23 protein-coding genes are annotated in these 21,410 nt (G+C 36.0%); 10 read left to right on the forward strand and 13 right to left on the reverse strand.

From position 1 onward, the window contains the following. Positions 1-99: 99 nt before the first annotated feature. Together BXU11_RS05915 and BXU11_RS05920 are read left to right on the forward strand one after the other, a co-directional pair. Positions 100-474 (forward strand): hypothetical protein, encoded by a 375-nt coding sequence (locus tag BXU11_RS05915; RefSeq protein WP_223253677.1) that lies wholly within the window; start codon positions 100-102, stop codon positions 472-474. Positions 475-528: 54 nt separating this feature from the next. Further along, positions 529-1,218, forward strand: a complete 690-nt coding sequence (locus tag BXU11_RS05920; protein WP_078211335.1) for an alpha/beta fold hydrolase — start codon at positions 529-531, stop codon at positions 1,216-1,218. A gap of 31 nt (positions 1,219-1,249) precedes the next feature. Here BXU11_RS05920 and BXU11_RS05925 read toward each other — a convergent pair whose 3' ends face one another. Beyond that, the gene (locus BXU11_RS05925) at positions 1,250-1,765 is read right to left on the reverse strand and encodes a hypothetical protein (RefSeq protein WP_024982386.1); all 516 of its coding nucleotides are present in this window, start codon (positions 1,763-1,765) and stop codon (positions 1,250-1,252) included. Positions 1,766-1,930: 165 nt separating this feature from the next. Here BXU11_RS05925 and rpmH point away from each other — a divergent pair, with 165 nt between their 5' ends. Continuing rightward, positions 1,931-2,092: a 50S ribosomal protein L34 gene (rpmH, locus tag BXU11_RS05930; protein ID WP_008464848.1), complete on the forward strand. Its 162-nt coding sequence runs from the start codon at positions 1,931-1,933 to the stop codon at positions 2,090-2,092. Positions 2,093-2,215: 123 nt separating this feature from the next. Continuing rightward, a complete protein-coding gene (carB, locus tag BXU11_RS05935; protein ID WP_078211336.1) occupies positions 2,216-5,068 on the forward strand; it encodes a carbamoyl-phosphate synthase large subunit in 2,853 nt (950 codons plus the stop codon). A gap of 129 nt (positions 5,069-5,197) precedes the next feature. On the opposite strand, the gene BXU11_RS05940 is transcribed toward carB, so the two are convergent. The 9 genes from BXU11_RS05940 to BXU11_RS05980 form a co-directional block, all read right to left on the reverse strand. Continuing rightward, the gene (locus BXU11_RS05940) at positions 5,198-5,920 is read right to left on the reverse strand and encodes a DUF4369 domain-containing protein (RefSeq protein WP_024982384.1); all 723 of its coding nucleotides are present in this window, start codon (positions 5,918-5,920) and stop codon (positions 5,198-5,200) included. A gap of 121 nt (positions 5,921-6,041) precedes the next feature. After that, positions 6,042-7,901, reverse strand: a complete 1,860-nt coding sequence (locus tag BXU11_RS05945; RefSeq protein WP_078212107.1) for a peptidase M61 — start codon at positions 7,899-7,901, stop codon at positions 6,042-6,044. Between the two features lie 112 nt (positions 7,902-8,013). Beyond that, positions 8,014-8,292: a DUF2805 domain-containing protein gene (locus tag BXU11_RS05950; protein WP_024982382.1), complete on the reverse strand. Its 279-nt coding sequence runs from the start codon at positions 8,290-8,292 to the stop codon at positions 8,014-8,016. Between the two features lie 118 nt (positions 8,293-8,410). Continuing rightward, on the reverse strand, positions 8,411-9,238 hold the full coding sequence (locus BXU11_RS05955; protein ID WP_078211337.1) for a sterol desaturase family protein: 828 nt from the start codon (positions 9,236-9,238) through the stop codon (positions 8,411-8,413). 26 nt (positions 9,239-9,264) lie between these two features. After that, positions 9,265-9,867: an alpha-ketoglutarate-dependent dioxygenase AlkB gene (locus BXU11_RS05960; protein ID WP_078211338.1), complete on the reverse strand. Its 603-nt coding sequence runs from the start codon at positions 9,865-9,867 to the stop codon at positions 9,265-9,267. Between the two features lie 64 nt (positions 9,868-9,931). Then, positions 9,932-10,639 carry an aquaporin Z gene (gene aqpZ / locus BXU11_RS05965; protein ID WP_078211339.1) on the reverse strand — a complete coding sequence of 236 codons (708 nt, stop codon included), beginning with the start codon at positions 10,637-10,639 and terminating at the stop codon, positions 9,932-9,934. Between the two features lie 37 nt (positions 10,640-10,676). Then, positions 10,677-11,033, reverse strand: coding sequence for a MauE/DoxX family redox-associated membrane protein (locus BXU11_RS05970; RefSeq protein WP_078211340.1), 357 nt, complete (start codon positions 11,031-11,033; stop codon positions 10,677-10,679). A gap of 147 nt (positions 11,034-11,180) precedes the next feature. Further along, positions 11,181-12,077, reverse strand: a complete 897-nt coding sequence (locus BXU11_RS05975; RefSeq protein WP_024982377.1) for a DMT family transporter — start codon at positions 12,075-12,077, stop codon at positions 11,181-11,183. A 226-nt stretch (positions 12,078-12,303) separates the two neighbouring features. Then, positions 12,304-13,227, reverse strand: coding sequence for a LysR family transcriptional regulator (locus tag BXU11_RS05980; RefSeq protein ID WP_078211341.1), 924 nt, complete (start codon positions 13,225-13,227; stop codon positions 12,304-12,306). Between the two features lie 87 nt (positions 13,228-13,314). Between BXU11_RS05980 and BXU11_RS05985 the strand changes: the two genes are divergently transcribed. From BXU11_RS05985 to BXU11_RS06000, 4 genes are read left to right on the forward strand one after another with little or no spacing between them, the layout of a single operon-like run. Further along, a complete protein-coding gene (locus BXU11_RS05985) occupies positions 13,315-13,605 on the forward strand; it encodes a hypothetical protein (protein ID WP_024982375.1) in 291 nt (96 codons plus the stop codon). A gap of 31 nt (positions 13,606-13,636) precedes the next feature. Further along, positions 13,637-14,440, forward strand: coding sequence for a DUF6671 family protein (locus BXU11_RS05990; RefSeq protein WP_078211342.1), 804 nt, complete (start codon positions 13,637-13,639; stop codon positions 14,438-14,440). 5 nt (positions 14,441-14,445) lie between these two features. Continuing rightward, positions 14,446-15,402: an L-threonylcarbamoyladenylate synthase gene (locus tag BXU11_RS05995; RefSeq protein WP_078211343.1), complete on the forward strand. Its 957-nt coding sequence runs from the start codon at positions 14,446-14,448 to the stop codon at positions 15,400-15,402. A 29-nt stretch (positions 15,403-15,431) separates the two neighbouring features. Continuing rightward, complete coding sequence (locus tag BXU11_RS06000) at positions 15,432-16,394, forward strand: sodium-dependent bicarbonate transport family permease (RefSeq protein ID WP_078211344.1); 963 nt, start codon at positions 15,432-15,434, stop codon at positions 16,392-16,394. Here the strand turns inward: BXU11_RS06000 and BXU11_RS06005 are convergent. The 3 genes from BXU11_RS06005 to htpG form a co-directional block, all read right to left on the reverse strand. Then, complete coding sequence (locus tag BXU11_RS06005; protein WP_078211345.1) at positions 16,367-16,798, reverse strand: DUF2721 domain-containing protein; 432 nt, start codon at positions 16,796-16,798, stop codon at positions 16,367-16,369. The two genes, BXU11_RS06000 and BXU11_RS06005, sit on opposite strands and share 28 nt — an antisense overlap. 100 nt (positions 16,799-16,898) lie before the next feature. Then, positions 16,899-17,732, reverse strand: a complete 834-nt coding sequence (locus BXU11_RS06010; RefSeq protein WP_078211346.1) for a hypothetical protein — start codon at positions 17,730-17,732, stop codon at positions 16,899-16,901. A 108-nt stretch (positions 17,733-17,840) separates the two neighbouring features. Then, positions 17,841-19,727, reverse strand: coding sequence for a molecular chaperone HtpG (htpG, locus tag BXU11_RS06015; protein ID WP_078211347.1), 1,887 nt, complete (start codon positions 19,725-19,727; stop codon positions 17,841-17,843). Positions 19,728-19,903: 176 nt separating this feature from the next. Here htpG and BXU11_RS06020 point away from each other — a divergent pair, with 176 nt between their 5' ends. Then, positions 19,904-20,404: a lipocalin family protein gene (locus BXU11_RS06020; protein ID WP_078211348.1), complete on the forward strand. Its 501-nt coding sequence runs from the start codon at positions 19,904-19,906 to the stop codon at positions 20,402-20,404. Between the two features lie 9 nt (positions 20,405-20,413). Continuing rightward, positions 20,414-21,103: an OmpA family protein gene (locus tag BXU11_RS06025; protein WP_078211349.1), complete on the forward strand. Its 690-nt coding sequence runs from the start codon at positions 20,414-20,416 to the stop codon at positions 21,101-21,103. Positions 21,104-21,410: the final 307 nt, after the last annotated feature.

Raw genomic sequence — 21,410 nt, forward strand, 5'->3', positions numbered from 1 at the left:
TTTCAAATGACTCCATTATTCAAAAAATTAAATTTTAAAAATCATAAAGCAATTTTAGTTCTGAAAGCCCCAATATCTTTTGTCTCAGAAAAAGAGGCAATGGCAAACGAAACTGTTTTTTACAACAACGAAAATGAAATAACAACTATTGATTTTGTTATGGTTTTTGTCACGCAATTGCAAGAAATAGAAACAGCAATTACGACACTTTTTCCAAAAATTAACGGAGATGCTATTGTTTGGTTTTGTTATCCAAAAGGAACTTCCAAAAAATACAAATGCGAATTCAATAGAGATAATGGCTGGGCAGTTTTAGGAAATTTCGGTTTTGAACCCGTTCGTATGGTCGCTGTTGATGAAGATTGGAGTGCTCTACGATTTAGAAAACAACAATTTATTAAAGTGCTTAACCGAAAAACTGCAATGGCTATTTCTGATGCAGGCAGGGAAAGGACAGAAAAGAAGCAGGAATAAATAAAAAAAAACAGGTATATTCGTGATTCAATTTAGATTTTGTTTTTTTATAGCATGAAGAAAATTCCCGTTTATTTTATGCCGGGTCTAGCGGCGAGTTCTACTATTTTTGAGCGTATCGATCTGCCTAAAGATGTTTTTGAGATGATTTTGTTGGAATGGGAAATTCCATTGCCGGAAGAGACGTTGGTGCAATATGCAAAACGGATGGCCTCCAAAATTACACATCCCAATCCCGTACTTATAGGTGTCTCCTTTGGTGGGATTTTGGTACAAGAGATGGCTCTTTTTTTAAAGCCGCTAAGAGTAATTATTATCTCGAGTGTGAAAACGAATTTAGAATTTCCAAGACGTATGAAAGTGGCCAAAACTACAAAAGCCTATAAACTGATTCCTACGAGTTTGATTGTAAATGTCGAGAATTTAGCTAAATTTTCTTTTGGTGAAAAAATAAAAAGCCGACTCAAATTGTATGAAAAATTCCTGTCGGTTCGAGATATACACTATTTAGATTGGGCCATTGAGCAAGTGATTCTTTGGGATAGAACAGTGGTAGATCCAAGTGTGATTCATATTCATGGAGATCAAGACGATGTGTTTCCTATAAAATACATCACCAATTGTTTGATAGTTCCAGGCGGAAGTCATGCCATGATTTTGTTTCGATTCCGTTGGCTAAACCAACATTTACCCGAAATTATTCTGAAGGGCATAAAAAAAAGGCGATTCACAAGTGTAACGTGAATCGCCTTTTTTAGGTATGATTTAAATGAGATTAGATTTTTTTCATCTGATCTTTCATCATCTTAATTTGGTCTTTTAACATGTTTTGCTTGTCTAATTTTTTAGCTTCATTTAATAAATTAGTAGCTTCTAGTTTTCTTCTTCTAGATAATGCGATTCCAGCCAAGTTAAGTTTGGCTACTGCCAAATCCATATCCATAGAAAGTCCCAATTCGATGGCTTTTTTGAAGAATTTCTCGGCTTGATTGATGTTGGTTTGTGAAACCATAATACCGTGAAGGTAATTAAAATACCCTTGTTGTTTTTGAATCAATGCAGTTTCAGGATTTTTAATGAAGGACAACCATTTTTGAGCGCCAACAAAATCTTGTTTTCTTAATTTTAAGAAGGCCAAAAGGATAAATTCGTTTTTGAAATAAAGAAAAACAGGAATGGCACTAATAAATAACAAGAAAATTCCGTTTCCAATATTTGACTCCGTAAATTGCCAAATGCCTGTCATGATGATTAATGCCGCTAAGATAAGTTTGATATTTCTGTGAAACATAATAGGTGTTTAATTTAGATTGCAAAGATAGCAAAAGGAATTAAAAATATTTTTATAAAACTACTTGCCAGAAAAAAAAGTCTTTGTATATTTGCACTCGGTTTTAGAATAAGGGATAAGCCAAAAGAGTTAGATATATAAATTACCATTTAAAGATACAAAGCAATGAGCAAAAGAACATTTCAACCATCGAAAAGAAAAAGAAGAAATAAACACGGATTTATGGACAGAATGGCGTCTGCGAATGGAAGAAAAGTTCTAGCGCGTAGAAGAGCTAAAGGAAGACACAAATTGACTGTTTCTAGCGAACCTAGACACAAAAAATAATGTTTGTTTAAACATCATATAAGGCGTTACTTTTATTTAGTATCGCCTTTTTTTATACCCTAACGCGACTTGCGTTGCTTAAATTCCTAGGAATAAATACAATAACTACACAATTTATACAAAATGCCAAAAGATACATCCATAAAATCCGTTTTAATTATAGGTTCAGGTCCCATTGTAATTGGACAAGCTTGTGAGTTTGATTATGCAGGGTCACAGTCTGCACGCTCTATTCGTGAAGAGGGAATTGAAGTGATTCTGATCAATTCCAATCCAGCTACAATTATGACGGATCCTTCTATGGCGGATCACGTTTATCTAAAACCTTTAACTACAAAATCTATAATCGAAATTCTTAAAGCGCATCCTCAAATTGATGCTGTTTTGCCAACAATGGGAGGACAAACGGCTTTGAATTTGTGTTTGGAAGCAGATGAAAAAGGAATCTGGAAGGATTTTGATGTAAAAATGATTGGTGTTGACGTAAATGCTATCAACATTACCGAAGATAGAGAGCAGTTCAAACAATTGCTTCAAAGAATTAATGTACCAACTGCACCTGCCAAAACCGCGACTTCTTTCCTTGAAGGTAAAGAAATTGCTCAAGAATTTGGTTTTCCATTAGTAATTCGTCCATCGTTTACTTTAGGAGGAACTGGAGCAGCTTTTGTGCATACTAAAGAAGAATTTGACGAAAAACTAACTTATGGTTTAGAAATGTCACCAATTCATGAAGTATTGATTGATAAAGCGCTGCTAGGTTGGAAAGAATATGAGTTGGAGCTTTTAAGAGATAAAAATGACAACGTAGTAATCATTTGTTCCATCGAGAATATGGATCCTATGGGAATTCACACCGGAGACTCGATTACAGTGGCTCCAGCGATGACTTTGTCGGATACTACTTTCCAAAAAATGCGTGATATGGCCATCTTAATGATGCGTTCTATCGGAAATTTTGCTGGAGGTTGTAACGTACAGTTTGCGGTTTCTCCTGATGAAAAAGAAGATATCGTTGCTATCGAGATTAACCCTCGTGTGTCGCGTTCTTCTGCTTTAGCATCAAAAGCTACTGGATATCCAATTGCTAAAATTGCTTCGAAATTGGCTTTGGGCTACAACTTAGATGAATTACAAAATCAAATTACAAAATCTACATCCGCTTTATTTGAGCCAACTTTGGATTATGTAATTGTAAAAATACCACGTTGGAATTTTGATAAATTCGAAGGTTCTGATAGAACGTTAGGACTTCAAATGAAATCTGTAGGTGAGGTGATGGGAATTGGACGTTCGTTTCAAGAAGCCTTACACAAAGCCACTCAGTCATTAGAAATCAAACGTAATGGATTAGGTGCTGACGGAAAAGGGTATACCAATTATGAGCAAATTATCGAGAAACTAACCTTTGCTAGTTGGGATCGTGTTTTCGTAATTTATGACGCTATCGCGATGGGAATTCCGTTGAGTCGTATTCACGAAATTACCAAAATCGATATGTGGTTCTTAAAACAATATGAAGAACTTTATAGCTTAGAAAAAGAGATTTCTAATTATAAAGTAGACACTTTGTCAAGAGAATTGCTTCTTGAAGCGAAGCAAAAAGGCTTTGCAGACAGACAAATTGCCCATATGATGGGTTGCTTAGAAAGTCAAGTACATGAGTTGAGAGAAAAAATGAACATCAATCGTGTGTTCAAATTGGTTGATACTTGTGCGGCTGAGTTTAAAGCACAAACACCATATTACTATTCTACTTTTGAGGCCGAAATTGAAAAAGCCAATGGAGAGCGTTATGTTGATAACGAAAGTATAGTTACAGATAAAAAGAAGATTGTTGTTCTTGGATCAGGACCAAACCGAATTGGTCAAGGAATTGAGTTTGATTACTCTTGTGTACATGGTGTTTTAGCAGCCAAAGAGTGTGGTTACGAAACCATTATGATCAATTGTAATCCAGAAACGGTTTCTACCGATTTTGATACTGCGGATAAATTGTATTTCGAGCCTGTTTTCTGGGAACATATTTATGATATCATCAAACACGAAAAACCAGAAGGTGTTATCGTGCAGTTAGGAGGGCAAACCGCTTTGAAATTAGCTGAAAAACTTTCTAAATATGGTGTAAAAATTATTGGAACTAGTTTTGAAGCTTTGGATTTAGCAGAAGATAGAGGACGTTTCTCTGACCTTTTGACCGAATTAGAAATTCCTTTCCCTCAGTTTGGAATTGCCGAGACTGCTGATGAAGCTTCGGCTTTAGCGGATACCTTAGATTTTCCATTATTAATTCGTCCTTCTTATGTATTGGGTGGTCAGGGAATGAAAATCGTAATCAACAAACAAGAGTTAGAAGAACACGTAATTAACTTGTTGAAGTCTATTCCAGGTAATAAATTATTGTTAGATCATTACTTAGCGGGAGCTATTGAAGCGGAAGCTGATGCGATTTGCGATGGTGAAAATGTGTACATCATAGGAATTATGGAGCACATTGAGCCATGTGGAGTACACTCTGGTGATAGTAACGCTACTTTGCCTCCTTTTAATTTAGGGGAATTCGTAATGCAACAAATTAAAGATCATACTAAGAAAATTGCCTTGGCATTGAAAACGGTAGGATTAATCAATATTCAGTTTGCGATAAAAGATGATATGGTTTACATCATCGAAGCGAATCCTAGAGCTTCTAGAACGGTACCATTCATTGCAAAAGCTTACGGTGAACCTTACGTAAATTATGCTACCAAAGTAATGTTAGGTCATAGTAAAGTTACGGATTTTGATTTCAATCCACAGTTAAAAGGATATGCTATCAAACAACCCGTTTTCTCATTTAGTAAGTTCAAAAATGTAAACAAAGCTTTAGGGCCTGAAATGAAATCTACTGGAGAGAGCATTTTGTTTATTGATGACTTGAAAGATGACCAATTCTATGAATTGTATTCTAGAAGAAAAATGTACTTGAGTAAATAAACTTTGAAGTTACGATATAGAAAGCCCCAATTAGGGGCTTTTTTTATGCCGCATTTTAATGGTTTTTGTCAAAAAAAAACACCCCAAAACAAAGGATTGCTTTGGGGTGTTGCTTTTTTTTAGCTGTTATTATTGTTGACTGCCTTCGTCTTTTTTGATTTTGTTGACAAATGTGGTCAATTTTTTTCCATACATGGATTGGGCTACTTTTGGTGTCATCGATTTTTGAATGGTGTCCAAAAATTTGATGTTGATGTCGTAGATTTCAGACAAAGCGATGTAGGGAGCTACTTCATGATCTTTGTGATTTACGGCAAAATTCGTTGCATAAAGGTATCTTCTTTTGATGTTAGATTCTTCTTTAGCAATAAGACTGTCTAATTTTTTTTGATTATTGAACTTGGTCGCTTTGAATTTTTGTTCAATAATGGTTAGATTTTCGTCTTTAAATTGAGAATTGATTTTTTTAAATTCTTCGTATAAATCATGATTTACAGATCCTGTTACTTTGGCTCCATACGAAAACTCGTCTAAATTGGTTTCAATAGTAATGTTTCCTGGTTCTGCAAAGAAAATTAGATTGTTGTCTAGCGAGTTTGAAACGCCTCTATTAAGCGATAAATAAAACATTTCGGGTGAAGTTAACGGAATGTCGGTTTCGAATTTTGAATCCCCGTTGATCGTAATCGAATCAACCGTAACTAATGTGGTATCCTTTAGGCGTTGTATGTATAGTTTTCCTTCTTTAAGACCTACAATATTACCCGTTAAATGTAAGTTATCTTTGCTTTCGTTTTTAGTACAAGCCATTAAGGTTGTTAGGGCTACAATGGCTACAATAGTTTTTTTCATTTTGATTTTTAATTTGTCGCAAAATAAAGAAAAATGTTGAAATGCCATACTATCTCGTCTTGTAAATAAAAAAAAATCCCAATCTATTACTAAATTGGGATGGTTTTGAAACTTGAATAAATTATCCTTTTAACCAAGCGTCTTTCAGATTGTTTTTTCCAGTTTCGCTGGCTTTAAAACTCTCTTGATCAACATAGGGAAGGGCAATTTTTCCTGAAAAAATTTTTTCTTTGCCCTCTCTTTTTATAGTAAGCGTTATCGGATCATTTTCTTTCCATTCTTGACTTTTGGTGACTACCTCAAAAATATTATCCTTATTGAAGGGTTGGTTGTTAATGCTTAAAATAACATCATTTCCTTTTAATTCTAGTGTATTAAAAAAAGCATTCAGTTCTATGCCAGGTAAAACAAAAATGGCACCTGTTGAAGGATTAATGTTGATATAAGGACTTTGACCTTTCACAAACACATTTCCAGGCGTTTTGATTACGCTAGGAATAACACCTACTTTGGCTAAAAAGCTAGCGTAGGGAATTGGCGTTGGACCCGCTACATAGGTGGTAAGAAATACTCCTACTTCTGGATAAGTTAAGCTAACAATTTTGCCAAACAATTCTTTGTCGTCAAAGGGTTTGGTAACGCCATATTCAGAAGAAAGTTTTTGCATAAGGTCTAAAATACCTCTTTCTCCATTTGATTTCTCGCGGATAATTATATCCAAACACATGCCTATCAATGCGCCTTTTTGGTATACATTTAAGTATTGTGATTTATAAGGTTCTTCCAATACGTTAGCACTCATTGTCGTAAAGGGCATGGTGTCGTTCATTTCATTGGCTTGTGTGATTTTTTCCGCAATTCTTTTGTAGAATTCATCTTCGGTAATTAGTCCTTGATTGATTTGAAATAGATTCGCAAAATATTCTGTAACGCCTTCATAAAGCCACAAATGCTCCGACATTTTAGGTGCGTTAAAATCGAAATATTGAATTTCTTTCGAGTGGATGGTCAGCGGTGTAACGATATGAAAAAATTCATGAGAGACAACATCTTTCATTTGTTCTTGTAGCATGGACAACGGCGCAGTTTCTGGCATTACTACAGTAGTAGAAGTAGGGTGTTCTAGTGCTCCAAAACCTTTAGCATCGTTCGGTTGCATGCTTGAAAGATATAAAATCACGGTATACTTTTTATTGGAGTTGATTTTACCTAAAAAGTTTTTTTGAGCAACCATCATTTTTTTCATTTCGGGTGTAATGCTCTCGGCTGTGATTTTTCCAGTTGGAGAGTAAACCGCAATGGTAATGTCCATACCGTCTACCGTAAAGCTGGTAAAGTCTGGCTTGGCATACATTACTGGATTTTCTACTAGTTCTGCATAACGAGAAGTGAAGTATTCATCCGAGTTGTTTTTTGGGTCTAAATCAATCATGGAGGTAGCACCCCAAAGTGTTTCGGGATGGGTAATGGTTACTCGATAAGGGGTTTCTTTTAGATCTTGAAAATACCCAACAAATCCATGCATATTTACCATGAAATTAGAACCGGCTTCAATGTTGGTGCCTGCTGGAGAAAAAACATCTCCTTGGCCGAATTCACTTCCCTTTTCAGTATCGAAAGAGTCATTAACTAAATAGGTGATTTTAGTTAATTTTTTGGCTTGGTCAATTGTCCAATTGTTTTCGTCAGTTTTTTTTGCAGTCAAAAGATTTCCTTTGGAATCAAAGGCTTGTAGGTTGTCAATAAAACGCCCGTAATTGTCATTGGAGTAGGTTCCTGGTATGATTTTAGGAATACTGAAGGTTACTTGATCGGTTGTTATTTTTGGCGCAAAAATACTTACCTGTACTTTGTCATCTTTAACATTAACAAGGTCGATGGCTACTTTTACTTCTGTGTTTTTTTTGTTAAGTGTGGCACTGCCTGTTTTACAACCTAATAAAAGCGAAGCGATCGCAAGAGTTGCTATAATTTTTTTCATAGTATTATTTTGGGTGATAAGTCGATTTAGAATCCTTTTTGTTACACTAAAAAGGTTGTTTTGTTGGAGGTAAAAAAAATACTCCTGAGCCATCAGGAGTATATATGTCATTTTAGTCTAATTTGTTTTTGAAGTAATATTTTCCATCCAAATCTTCGTCAAAATCATCTATTTTTTGAGGTTTTGGTTTTGGTTTACTTGCCATTGCTTTCTTTTTCCACATCTCAAATTTTTCAGCCGGCATCTTTTTCTTCATAATTTCTAAGGCTTCTTTTTCTGACAGGCCAAATTCTTTTTTAATGATTTCGAAAGGATTTCTTTCTTCTAAGGCTAATGTAACAAGCTTTTCTGTTTGTTCCCAGTTCAGTTCTTTGCGGTTACTCTTTTTCATTACATGAAAATTAATTCAAATTGGTGTTAAGTGATTTATAAATAGCGCTCTCAATGCTTTACCAATATTAATAAAAAATTTTAGTACTTCAATTGAAATGCTTGTTTTTTTTTGTGGGCTAATTTGCGTCAGGTGATCGGTGCTCTTGAAATGGTATGTATAATAATTTTTTTAATACATTATGCTCTTTTGGATCTTGATGGGTGTCAACGCCATACACTATTTCTTCTCTTGGAAGTGTTTTAAAAGTGCCAAACAATCGGTCCCAAACAGAAAAAATATTACCATAATTACTATCGGTGTAGGGTAATTTGTAATGATGGTGTACTTTGTGCATGTCGGGCGAAACGATGAAGTAGCTCAATACCAAATCTACTTTTTTGGGCAATGCAATATTAGCATGATTGAACTGCGTGGCGATAACGGATAAGGTTTGGTACAAAAACACCATCCACATTGGACTACCAACTATGAAAACGCCTAACAATGTAAAAGCAAATCGAATGACACTTTCTCCTGGGTGATGTCGGTTGGCTGTTGTGGTGTCAATCCAAGTGTCCGTATGATGAATAAGGTGAAAACGCCAAAGTATTTTAACCCGATGTTCGATGAGGTGAACTAAATAAGCTCCAATTAAATCCAAAAGCAACAATCCGATCATTGCGTACAGCCATAGTGGCATTTCGGGAAGCATTTGAAGGATTCCAAAATCATTTGCAACCGTCCAATCTGCGGTTACTAGTAATAAGTAAGCCAAACAAAAATTGATAACGATGGTGGTGAGGGTAAAAAAGATATTAATTCCTGCATGTTGCCATTTTTTATAATCAAAACGGATCAATGGAAACGCATTTTCGATGATCCAGAAAAAGGTAATTCCTCCAACTAAAATTAGGCTTCTATGCGAAGAAGGAATATGGGTAAAATAAGAGACAATTTCATTCATGATCAATTGGGTAAAGTTTTTTGGTTTTATGGAATAATTCTGAAAGTTAGGTTAATTCTGGGGCCAACTGGTTTGGTGGTTTTCGGAATTTGATGTTTCCAAAAGTGCTGAGTAGTTCCTTTCATTACTAAAAGACTACCGTGTGCTAAAGGTATATTTATTTTTTGATTGGCAATGCTATTGTGTTTCAATTGAAACATTCGCTCTGCTCCAAAACTCACTGAGGCTATGATAGGATTGATTCCTAATTCTTTTTCATTATCCGCATGCCAACCATTGCTGTCTTTTCCATCGCGATACTGATTGAGCAGAACGGTCGAGAAATTGGCCTCAACTATCGTTTCAATTTTGTGTTTAATTTGGAGCAACGTTGTAGTCCACGGATGTGGATGCATAGTAATATTCGAGTAGGAATAGGACTTTCCTTCGTGACCAAAAAGCGCTGTTAATCGGGGTTGTGGATACACTTTACCGTAGACTTTGATGTTGTCTTGTTGCCAAGGAATTTCCTTTTGTAAAATATCAAAAAGAACAGTTGCTTCTTCCGTCGAGAAGAAATTACGATAATAAATTATGGAGGCGTCTGGAGCTTCAAAAACAAGAGGTTCGGGATCAAAAAGAGATTTCATACAACAAAAATAAAGAGAAAAAGAACTGCATTTGGTTCTTTTTCTCTCTTTGAATTTATTCTAATTAAGCGGCAGAATGATCTTGTAAAAGATTTTTATAGATAAATCCAGCTACAATTGCTCCTAAAATTGGGGCCACCCAAAACAGCCAAACTTGGCTTAAAGGTTCGCCACCCACAAAAATAGCTTGTGACAATGAACGAGCAGGATTTACAGAAGTATTGGTGATCGGAATACTGATCAAGTGTATCAAAGTAAGGGCAAGACCAATAGCGATTCCTGCAAATTTCCCGTTGGCAAATTTGTCTGTGGCGCCAAGGATTACCAGTAAAAAGAATAAGGTCAATACAAATTCTGCAATAAAAGCGGCTTGCATCGAGTAGCCATCTGGTGAAAAGGCATCAAAGCCGTTGGAGGCAAAAGCACCAGCTTTGGTGGCATCAATAACAAAACCAACTTTACCAGCGGCAATAGTATACAATGTTCCAGCTGCAGCTATGGCACCTACACATTGTGCGATGATGTATGGAACTAAATCTTTAGCATCAAAGCGTCCTCCAGCCCAAAGACCAAAAGAAACGGCAGGATTAAAGTGTCCACCAGAAATATGACCCACAGCGTAGGCCATTGTTAATACGGTTAAACCAAAGGCTAGCGCAACGCCAGCAAAACCAATACCAAGATTTGGAATTCCTGCTGCAAATAACGCGCTGCCACAGCCTCCAAATACTAACCAAAATGTTCCAAAGAATTCTGCAAAAAGTTTTTTCATAAGTACTTGATTTAAAATAGTTAATAGATGTAATAGTTTACAATGTATATTGAAAGGACCAAAATACTAATAGCAATTGCAGTGGTAATCTTAAATATAAGACCCACAGCGGTAATCCCATCCGAACTTTAGGCTGGGTGATCATGTAAATATGTGTTGGAAAAAATACAAATAACAATATAATGATACTCCAGGCAGCAATGGATCTGGTGGGTGTCAATAGTAATCCTAGACCAAAAAGGATTTCAAGTACCCCGCTGAGTAGGTTCAGTAATTGAGGATTTGGAAAATAAGGAGGAATGATTTTTTCATACATTCTTGGCGATCTAAAATGATTGACTCCTGCCAAAATATACAGTAAAGCCATTACATACAAATGCCAAGGTGCGTTCATAACAAGTTGTTTGTTACGAATTTATGAAAAAATTAACGATGCATAGTGATTTTGTAAAAAAAACTTTGATCTAATTGTGAGAATTTAAGTTGTCGCCCGATTCTGCTGTTTTTTCGATAATCATTAAATCATGAGCTTGAGCAGCAATTATTGTTTTTTAGCCGAAGAAGTATTCATGATAATGATGGCAATAATGATCAATGCAATTCCAGTCCATTGCAAAAGAGTTACGTTTTCATTCAAAAGCATATAGGCCAAGGTTACTGAAACGGGTAACTCGATTGCCGAAACAATACTTCCTAAACCAATACCAGTTAATGGAAATCCGGCATTCATTAACAACGGTGGAATGATCGTTCCAAACAACGCTATAATAATACCCCATTTTGTAAAAATACTCCATTGGTATGGTCCAGTTTGTGTGAAATATCCAAAAGTAAAAACAATGATGGCACCACCCAAAAGCATGTAGAGGCTTCGTTGCGCCGAAGATATGTGATTGGCAATATGATTGGCAGTAAACATTGTAGCTGTAAAAGATGACGCCGCCAGCAGTCCCAATACTATGCCTCTCCAATCCAGTGTGGTTGTGGTTTCAATAACGTTTGTAGCCAATACGGTACCTATTAATACTACTATTACGGCTCCTATTTTTTTGGCTGAAGGTAACTTTTTATCAAGGCCCATTTCTACTACAACACCCATCCAAACGGTCTGCATTAATAGCACAATAGCGATAGAAACGGGGATGTATTTTACGGCCAAATAGTAAAACAAACTCGTCATACCCAGTGAAGTTCCTGCTAAAACTAAGTGTAAAATGTTTTTGGCAGAAGCTTTTACCGTAGTGTTTTTGTTTTTATTTTTTTGAATAAAGTTAATGATAAGCATTCCAAGTATTCCCAAAACAAACTGAGCAGAGGTAACTTCGGGTGTAGAGTATCCTTCATCATAGGCTAGTTTTACAAAAGTGGCTAACATACCATAGCTCGAAGCGCCCAAACCTACTAAGAAAACTCCCTTTAATACTTGATTTTTTATCATTGTTTTAATTTTTAAAAAGCGGGCAAAGGTAAGCTATTTCTTTTTACTTATGTGTTATAGTTGTGTTAGAATTTTATTTGCTATTGGTTTGAAAAACAGTGCTTTTTTGGGGGTTTAAGATACTGAACCATTTATTAATGCAAGTAAAACGACTACTTGATTTCATCATAGTTTAGGTGTTCTAACCGCTGTAATCGTTGGGTGTTTTCATCTCAAGAAATTGTAATCAATAGTTGTGAACCCAATTGAATTTATTTTTAATGATTTCGGTTTTGAATTGTTCCAAATAGGTCAAATAAGCTTGAGCCACAGGCGAAAAATTTTTGTTTTTTTGCCAAATCAAATTCCAAGTCGATTCGATAGGCAGTCCTTCAATGGGTATGATGTGAAGACTACCATTGGAGATTTCATTTTTAATGCCAATACTAGGCATGATAGCACAGCCTAATCCAGCAATAACGGCTTGTTTAACCGCTTCGTTACTGGTGAGTTCCATTTTTTTTCTCATTTTTAGACGGTTCGAAAGCATAAATTGTTCCAAAGCCTGACGGGTTCCTGAACCGTTTTCTCTTTGAATAAGAGGAATGTTTTCAAGTATTTTTTTGTCGTAACTTTTTTCAGGAAATGCCGTGATGGAATTAGAAACTAAAAATAATCGGTTGGGCATTAACTCAATTCGATTGATTTGTAATGTTTCGGGTAGTATAGAAACCAATGAAAAATCAACTTCATTTTTTTCTAGACTTTTAATAACTTTTGATTTATTGGTCACATCCAAAATCAGTTCAACATCGGGATGGAGGTTCAAGAAGTCAGCCAGAAAATTTGGCATAATATACTTTCCAGTAGAAACAATAGAGATTTTGAGCCTCCCACTTAATTTGCCCTGAAAAGCTTGCGATTTGTAATTGATGGCATGTATTTCATTGGCAATTTTTTCTGCAGCCATGGCAATTTCTTTTCCAAACTCAGTCACATACAATTTTCTTCCAATGATTTCTGTTAGTGGAATATCGAATTGTGCTTGAAAATTTTTCAATTGTATAGAAACAGCTGGTTGTGTTAAATGAAGTTCTTCGGCAGCTTTCGTGATGCTAAGGCATTGTGCAATTTTGAGAAAAACTTGCAGTTGATGTAAGGTATAGTTCATAAATTATTTTAATGATAAGTATAACAAATATAAATAAAAATTAATGAGTTGTTTTATTCAATTTTGCATCACAAAAAAATAGTAGCCATGCTTAAAGAAGACAATAATCAATTTAAACTTATTGATGGAGAATTTACACCTGCTGAAGCAGCCAAAATTCTTTTTTCATTGATTAATTATAAAATAAAGCATCACTCATTAGAGAGTTTTAGTAATGAGATTCGCTTTGAAAAAGATACCTCCAATGCTAAGAAGCGTATTGTTGAGTTACAGGAAGCTCATGCCTCTATTCAGCAAGTATTGGAGCAAGCTGAAGAAAAAGGATTAAAATTGAATGTCACTAGCCAAATCACAATAAAATTTGTTGATACCAAATAATTTTGAAGGCCGAAAAATTGTCCTTGCGACAATGCATCACAAAGAAAAGGTCATTGGGCCAATTTTAGCACAAGAGTTAGGTCTCACTTGTTTTGTACCTGACCATTTTGATACTGATGTCTTTGGTGCTTTTTCTGGAGAAATTTCCCGAGAAAATAATGCTTTGACCACCGTAAGAGCCAAGTGTCTTGCAGCCATGGTCGCTACCCATTCCGACATAGGTATTGCGTCGGAGGGATCGTTTGGCCCGCATCCTAATGCCGGATTTGTAGTCGCTAATGATGAAATAGTATTGTTGATAGATCAAAAAAATGATCTAGAAATTACAGGACGCAGTTTGAGTCTAAATACCAATTTTTTTTCTAAAGAAATTAGTCAGGAAAAGGAGTTGTGGGATTTTGCCGCTAAGGCCAATTTTCCTTCGCATGGTTTGCTGCTGCGGTCTAAAGAAATCAAAAATTTTGAAGTACGAAAAGGGATTGTTTGTGATAAAGAATTAATAGAGCAATTTCGATATTTTCAATCAAAATATGAGTCGTTTTTCGTTGAGACGGATATGAGAGCCATGTATAATCCAACTCGAATGGAGGTCATTGCACAAGCTACTCGCCAGCTAGTCAAAAATATAAAGTCCTGTTGTCCGCAATGTCAAATTCCTGGTTTCACAGTAGTTGAGGTTCGTTTGGGATTACCTTGCTCTTGGTGTAAAAGTCCTACGGAATCAGTTAAAAGCCATATTTATTCCTGTTCCAAATGCCAGTATGCTACTGAGGTATGGTATCCTCATCAAAAGAAAACCGAAGATCCAACTTATTGTAATTATTGTAATCCATAACATTCATGACTATAACTTCTGATATTCAAAAAGCGGCAAACTTGTTAACCAAAGGTGCTGTTGTTGCTATCCCTACCGAAACAGTGTATGGTTTAGCTGGAAATATTTTCAATGAAAAAGCCATTCGAACCATTTTCGATCTAAAAAAGCGTCCGTTATACAACCCCTTGATTGTGCATTTGAAATCGTATTCTGATTTGGAACAAGTAGCCGTCGCTATTCCTGACAAGGCTAGGGCGCTGGCCGAAGCTTTTTGGCCGGGTCCACTTACTTTGGTACTCAAAAAGCAACCAAACATTTCAGATTTGATTACGGCGGGCAAAGATACCGTTGCAGTTCGGGTACCCAATCATCCAGTAGCTTTAGCGCTCTTGAACAGTTTAGATTTTCCGTTGGCGGCACCAAGTGCTAATCCCTTTGGTTCTATCAGCCCAACAACGGCGTCTCATGTGTCGAATTATTTTGATACTGCTGATCTTTTTGTTTTGGATGGAGGTGATTGTGCAAGAGGAATTGAGTCGACCATTGTGGGATTTGAAGGCGATGAACCTATTTTGTATCGTGCTGGAGCTACAAATATCTCAGCCATTGAAGCTGTTGTTGGTCCTTTGAAAGTATTTACAAAAGACGATATTGCACCAGTGGCTCCAGGGATGCTGTCCAAGCATTATGCGCCATCAACCCCAACTTTTTTTACTACAAACATTTCAGAGTCACTTGAAAACTATTGCAACAAGCGAATCGGGTTATTGTCTTTTTGTCAAACGTATAATCATCCGGCGATTGTGTTTCAAAATCAATTGTCTAAGAATCAGAATTTAGAAGAGGCAGCCTCGCGTTTGTATGCCTTGTTACATGAGCTAGATGCTCAAGATATCGAAGTGCTATTAGTAGAAAAAGTACCTCATGAAGGCATTGGGATAGCCATAAATGATAAATTACAAAGAGCTTCAGTTCAATAATACTAATATTTAAATAAAAATAAACACTAATGAATTTTGATCTTTTAATTGAAAATGTTACCAATCCAGCTTTACTGTTTTTCTTACTCGGTATTATAGCAGTTTATTTGAAAAGTGATTTAGAAATTCCCAACAATACCTCGAAGTTTATCTCGCTTTATCTTTTGTTTTCCATTGGTTTTAAGGGAGGACAAGAGTTGGCGCATAGTGATTTTTCAATTCACGTTGTTTGGGAAATCTTATTTGGTATCAGTATTTCAATTGTAATTCCGCTGTATGCTTTTTTTATTTTAAAGCGAAAATTCAACATCGAAAATTCGGGAGCTATTGCGGCCGCCTATGGTTCGGTTAGTGCGGTGACCTTTGTAACTGCGATTTCATTTCTTGAGATGCAAAATTTAGATTTTAAGGGTCACATGGTAGCAGTTATGGCTTTGATGGAGGCTCCAGCGATAATTGTTGGGGTAGTTTTAATCCGAATGTATTCTAAAAGCAATAGTACTTCTTCTAAGCTTTCAGAAGTAATCAAACATTCCTTTACAAACGGAAGTGTACTCTTGATTATTGGGAGTTTGATGATTGGTTTGTTAGCAAGTGACAAAGCAGCATTGGATATCAAACCCTTTACGACTGATATTTTTAAAGGATTTTTGGCCATTTTCCTTTTAGACATGGGTATCGTTAGCGGAAAAAAATTAGGTGATTTCTTTAAGAGCGGTTGGTTTAGTTTGATTTTTGCTATCATAATCCCTTTAATCAATGGAAGTATCGTAGCTTACATAAGTCAATTTGTAACTGATGATGTTGGGAATCGTTTCATTTTTGCAATTTTAGCCTCAAGTGCCTCATACATCGCTGTGCCTGCGGCTATGAAAATTGCAGTACCGAAAGCAAATCCCGGGCTATTTTTACCGATGGCCTTAGCGGTTACCTTCCCGTTTAACATTACATTCGGAATGCCTATTTATTTGTCGATAGTATTAGCGGGTTGATCTTTGCTTTTTTCTTTATGAGTCAAATCGCTCAAGTGTAAACGTAGCGCACCTACTGAAATATTGATTTCCCAAAATGATAGCCCTAGTGAGATTAATAAAGACAATAAACTAAAGCCAAAAAAATAAATACCTGATAATTGTTGGTCAACGTATAAAAGGAGCATGGCAAAAACAGATAAAAACAAACTCATTACGCCAGCCATTTGCATGTATCTGATGAGCGATAAACGCAGGTTTAAATTTTTAAGTTCTAACAAAATCATGCCGTTTTCTTTTTCTTTGTACGCCTTTTTCAAACCGCGAATGATGGTAGCCAACGTCAAAAAACGATTGGTGTATGCAAGTAAAATAAGAGAGGTTGCCGAAAATAAAAGAGCTGGAGTTTCTATTTGAAGTGTCATGGTATTTTTTTTGCAAAGTTCGGATAACTTTGGCGGTAACGCAAAAAAAAATCTTCGTTTCAATTATTGCAACGAAGATTTTTTAGTTTACAAGTTTATGTTACATGGTTAAGTTAAAAACTATTCCATTTTCGTGAGTATACGTTAATTTATTATCACAATCACCATTCCCATAATCAAGGGTTCCGTTTAATAATGGTCCTTTTACATTTAATTTCCCTTTGGAGACATAATTGCAATCGTATTTTTTTACCAAAGGAGCTGCAACCGAAAGAGTTAATTTAGCACCATTTTCTTTGCTCACCATATGGTCTCCACTAATCATTTCGTATGTATTGTCGGCTAGTATTAATGGAGTACTTGCGCCTTCTGTTTGTCTGATGGTATGGCTGCCAGAATTAAAATATACGGATCCATCTACGCTAGTTAGTTTACCATTCGTAATGGTTCGGCTCCATTGTGGGACAGCAGCTGTGGTGGTTTCGTTGGTATATAAAATGACACCTTCTACCTTCATCCCGTTTACATAATAATTCTCTCGTTCAATTTTCATGGTCGACTTTGGTGTGCTTACTAATCCAGATAAAGTGATTTTTAATTTTCCTTTTCGGGTAATTCCGTTGGTAGTACAGCCAGTTCCAAAATCAATTGTAATTATTTTTGGAAAAGAATTGGGGGTTACATTATCGATAGTAACGACAGCGCAGGCACCTAGTAAGGATTTTACATTGGTAGCGCTTGTAGTTTTGGATAAAGCATTTTCAAAAGTAACTTGAGTTCCTGTTTGGAAATCTAATTCGTTAATCCCATCAATAGTGGCTGAGGCTACAATTGAATTAGTATCGGTAAAGTTGACAACTTCGTCTTTGGTACAAGAATTAAAAGTGAACGAAAAAACGAGTAACGAGCAAAAAGCTAATGAGAAATTTTTCATAAAAGTTGTGTTTTGATTTGGTGTGCTAAAAGTAATAAAACAAATGAATTGTCAAAAAAAAAAGCCTGTAAAATTTAATTTACAGGCTTTTATAAAGTGTTAATGAAATTATTTTATCATCTCAAAACTTCTTTTTACAAAAGCAGTTAGTGCTTCTCCTTTTAAAAGGTTTTGAGAAAGTTTAGCCAAATCCAAGGCTTGTTTGACCAAGTTTTCTTGTACAGCTTTGTCCTGATTGTTCAAAATACTGGTTGCTAATGCTGAGTTAGTGTTCACCACTAAGTTGTACATTTCAGGGAAATTACCCATTCCGAACATTCCACCGCCGCCAGTTTGACTCATTTCTTTCATACGACGCATGAATTCTGGTTGCGTGATGATAAATGGCGCTGCGCTGCTATCTAAAGCTTCTAACTGAACGGTATAGGTTTGTTTAGGAACAATAGTTTCAACTACGGTTTTTAAACTTTCTTGTTCTTCAGTAGATAATTTAGAAATGGCTGTTTCTTCTTTTTTGATTAAATTATCAATGTGGTCAGAGTCAACACGAACAAAAGTTAGTCCGCTGTTGTCTGATTCTAATTTTTGAATCAAATGAGGTATGATTGGAGAATCTAGCAACAATACTTGGTAGCCTTTGTCTTTAGCAATTTCGATATAAGAGTGTTGTGCTTCTTTGTTTCCAGCATACAATACCACCAATTTACCATCTTTATCCGTTTGGTTTTCTTTGATGGCTTCTTTTAGTTCGTCAAGCGTAAAATATTTATCGTCTACCGTTGGATATAAAACAAAGGCACCCGCTTTTTCGTAGAATTTGTCTTCAGAAAGCATTCCGTACTCTAATACAATTTTGATGTCGTTCCATTTGGCTTCAAAATCAGCTCTGTTTTCGTTGAATAATGATTTCAACTTATCCGCAACTTTACGAGTGATGTAGTTTGAAATTTTCTTCACAGCACCATCAGCTTGTAATCCAGAACGAGAAACGTTCAACGGAATATCTGGTGAATCCACCACTCCGCGAAGCATCATTAAGAATTCTGGAACAATACCTTCTACGTTATCGGTTACGTAAACTTGGTTTTGGAACAACTGAATTTTATCTTTTTGAATTTGTAAATCGCCTCCTAATTTTGGGAAGTACAAAATTCCAGTTAAGTTGAAAGGATAGTCAACATTTAAGTGAATGTGAAACAATGGCTCTTCAAATTGCATTGGATACAATTCACGATAAAAGCTTTTGTAGTCTTCATCTTTTAAATCCACAGGTTGTTTGGTCCAAGCTGGATTTGGGTTGTTGATGATGTTGTCTACTTCAATAGTTTCTGCAGTATAATCTTCTGGAGCATCTTCTGGTTTAGGAAGTGTTTCAGTTTTGGTTCCAAATTTAATTGGAATCGGCATGAACTTGTTGTATTTGTTCAGCAACTCTCTGACTTTGCTTTCTTCCAAAAATTCTAAAGAATCTTCGGCAACGTGCAACACGATTTCGGTACCGCGATCGGTTTTGTCACAAGGTTCCAATGAAAATTCTGGGCTACCGTCACAAGTCCAGTGAGCGGCTGGCTCGTCTTTGTATGATTTGGTAAAAATTTCAACTTTTTCAGCCACCATAAAAGCGGAGTAAAATCCTAATCCGAAGTGTCCAATAATTCCAGAATCTTTAGCAGAATCTTTGTATTTGTCCAAGAATTCTTCGGCACCCGAAAAAGCAACTTGATTGATGTATTTTTCTACTTCATCAGCCGTCATTCCTAAACCTTGGTCGATAATGTAAATTTTTTTCGCATCTTTGTCGACTTTAATTTCGATAATTGGATTTCCGTATTCTACTTTTGCTTCACCAATACTTGTTAAGTGTTTTAATTTTAAAGTAGCATCAGTTCCATTTGAAATCAGCTCACGTAAGAAAATTTCGTGATCGCTGTATAAAAACTTTTTGATTAGAGGAAAGATGTTTTCAACCGAAACATTAATTTTGCCTGTTGTCATAATTATAATAATATTTTAAGATTAATTCACGTCCAAGAGCTCTTCAAATAAAGTACCATTTGCCATATTAATGACAAAATGGCGGAAAAGTATGAGGGCTTTTTTTTAGTAATCGTGTTATTCTTAATTTTTTGTGTCGTATATTTAGTAATCTATTAATTTTAAACTAGTTGAGTATGAAGAAAGTTGTTTTATTGGGGGTATTGTTAATTTTGCTTGTGGCTTGTAAGTCAAGTTCGCCCGCGGCAGCACCTGCAGCTCCAGTGGCATCCACTAAGTTGGATAAAAAAGCACAAGTAGTGATCAAAGGCAATTGGCAAATTACGAACGTGGCATATCCGGGTTCTGAATTTTTCAAAGTAAATTCTTTTAATATCGCAGATTCTAAATGTTTTATCGGTAGCACTTGGAACTTTATTTCAAACAACAACAAAGGAGATATGACACTTACCGCACCGGGTTGTCCAGCGTTTGCTTCCCCTATTGTTTGGAGCATTAACAAAGAAGGCTTGTTTGTTTTGAAAATTGTCGAAGCAGGGGTGAAGTCCAAAACCGTTCAAACGGGCTATCTGTTGCGCGTAGCGAATCAAACAGAAACGTCCTTTGAATTGATTGATAGAATTGATGTTGCAGGGCAACAAAAAGACATTGTTTATTATTTTACAAAAACCAATTAATATTTTACTATGAAAAAAATTAGCACATTTACCCTAGTTATCGTTTTCCTTTTGAGCAACGTATTTACTTCGTGTACAGCAGTAAAAAACGCCAATAACACCCAAAAAGGAACAGGAATAGGAGTGGCTGCCGGCGCTTTAATTGGAGGTATTTTGGGAAATAACCTCGGAAAAGGAGGAAATGCTGCGCTAGGTGCAGCCATTGGAGCCGCCGTTGGTGGTGGGGCAGGAGCCTTAATTGGAAACAAAATGGACAAACAAGCTCGCGAAATTACCGAAGCCATTCCAGGTGCTGATGTACAGCGTGTTGGTGAAGGAATTCATTTGACCTTGAACGAAAATGCCGTACGTTTTGATACCAATAAATCAAGTTTAACGCCTCAAGCACAAGCCAATTTAGATAAGTTGATTCCTGTGTTTAAAGAATATGGCGATACTAACATCGAAATTTTTGGCTACACCGACAGTTCCGGGAAACCAGAATACAATTTGACCCTTTCTCAAAAAAGAGCCGAAGCAGTAAAAACGTATTTAATAGCCAAAGGTTTGGTGGCCAATCGTTTCAAAACCTCAGGATTTGGAATTGCAGATCCTATTGCTACCAACGACACACCCGAAGGTAAAGCGCAAAACCGTAGAGTAGAATTTGCTATAACGGCCAACAACAAAATGATACAAGACGCCAAAAGCGGAAAATAACCTATAGTGGAAAGACGCTAGTGAATGGCAACAAAAAAAACTTTTCCCCCAAAAATTTGGGCGTTACCACAAGGGCCGGGCTTTTCGTTACAATCTTTTTTAAGGCCGAAAAAGCCTTAAAAAAGGATTTTCACTGCAAACGAAGTTCACTGAACTCCTATGAAAATAGTATGAGTGAAGTAATCCCTAACGCAAAAAAAAGTCAACAAAAGACATTAGCGTATAAAAACCTAAAAGCTGTTACCAACGTAACAGCTTTTTTTGATATAAAATACAGTTTTCAACGACTTATTTTTTACAAAGCCAC

It is taken from the genome of Flavobacterium sp. LM5, assembly GCF_002017945.1.
GTDB lineage: Bacteria > Bacteroidota > Bacteroidia > Flavobacteriales > Flavobacteriaceae > Flavobacterium > Flavobacterium succinicans.

Coding starts and splice junctions, on each gene's coding strand:
- BXU11_RS06000 (WP_078211344.1), top strand. CDS start 15,432: ATGAATTTTGATCTTTTAATTGAAAATGTTACCAATCCAGCTTTACTG.
- BXU11_RS05925 (WP_024982386.1), bottom strand. CDS start 1,765: ATGTTTCACAGAAATATCAAACTTATCTTAGCGGCATTAATCATCATG.
- BXU11_RS05955 (WP_078211337.1), bottom strand. CDS start 9,238: ATGAATGAAATTGTCTCTTATTTTACCCATATTCCTTCTTCGCATAGA.
- BXU11_RS05945 (WP_078212107.1), bottom strand. CDS start 7,901: ATGAAAAAAATTATAGCAACTCTTGCGATCGCTTCGCTTTTATTAGGT.
- BXU11_RS05970 (WP_078211340.1), bottom strand. CDS start 11,033: ATGAACGCACCTTGGCATTTGTATGTAATGGCTTTACTGTATATTTTG.
- rpmH (WP_008464848.1), top strand. CDS start 1,931: ATGAGCAAAAGAACATTTCAACCATCGAAAAGAAAAAGAAGAAATAAA.
- BXU11_RS05980 (WP_078211341.1), bottom strand. CDS start 13,227: ATGAACTATACCTTACATCAACTGCAAGTTTTTCTCAAAATTGCACAA.
- BXU11_RS06010 (WP_078211346.1), bottom strand. CDS start 17,732: ATGAAAAATTTCTCATTAGCTTTTTGCTCGTTACTCGTTTTTTCGTTC.
- BXU11_RS05915 (WP_223253677.1), top strand. CDS start 100: ATGGCAAACGAAACTGTTTTTTACAACAACGAAAATGAAATAACAACT.
- BXU11_RS05960 (WP_078211338.1), bottom strand. CDS start 9,867: ATGAAATCTCTTTTTGATCCCGAACCTCTTGTTTTTGAAGCTCCAGAC.
- BXU11_RS05950 (WP_024982382.1), bottom strand. CDS start 8,292: ATGAAAAAGAGTAACCGCAAAGAACTGAACTGGGAACAAACAGAAAAG.
- carB (WP_078211336.1), top strand. CDS start 2,216: ATGCCAAAAGATACATCCATAAAATCCGTTTTAATTATAGGTTCAGGT.
- aqpZ (WP_078211339.1), bottom strand. CDS start 10,639: ATGAAAAAACTTTTTGCAGAATTCTTTGGAACATTTTGGTTAGTATTT.
- BXU11_RS06025 (WP_078211349.1), top strand. CDS start 20,414: ATGAAAAAAATTAGCACATTTACCCTAGTTATCGTTTTCCTTTTGAGC.
- BXU11_RS05985 (WP_024982375.1), top strand. CDS start 13,315: ATGCTTAAAGAAGACAATAATCAATTTAAACTTATTGATGGAGAATTT.
- BXU11_RS05990 (WP_078211342.1), top strand. CDS start 13,637: ATGCATCACAAAGAAAAGGTCATTGGGCCAATTTTAGCACAAGAGTTA.
- BXU11_RS06005 (WP_078211345.1), bottom strand. CDS start 16,798: ATGACACTTCAAATAGAAACTCCAGCTCTTTTATTTTCGGCAACCTCT.
- htpG (WP_078211347.1), bottom strand. CDS start 19,727: ATGACAACAGGCAAAATTAATGTTTCGGTTGAAAACATCTTTCCTCTA.
- BXU11_RS05975 (WP_024982377.1), bottom strand. CDS start 12,077: ATGATAAAAAATCAAGTATTAAAGGGAGTTTTCTTAGTAGGTTTGGGC.
- BXU11_RS05920 (WP_078211335.1), top strand. CDS start 529: ATGAAGAAAATTCCCGTTTATTTTATGCCGGGTCTAGCGGCGAGTTCT.
- BXU11_RS06020 (WP_078211348.1), top strand. CDS start 19,904: ATGAAGAAAGTTGTTTTATTGGGGGTATTGTTAATTTTGCTTGTGGCT.
- BXU11_RS05995 (WP_078211343.1), top strand. CDS start 14,446: ATGACTATAACTTCTGATATTCAAAAAGCGGCAAACTTGTTAACCAAA.
- BXU11_RS05940 (WP_024982384.1), bottom strand. CDS start 5,920: ATGAAAAAAACTATTGTAGCCATTGTAGCCCTAACAACCTTAATGGCT.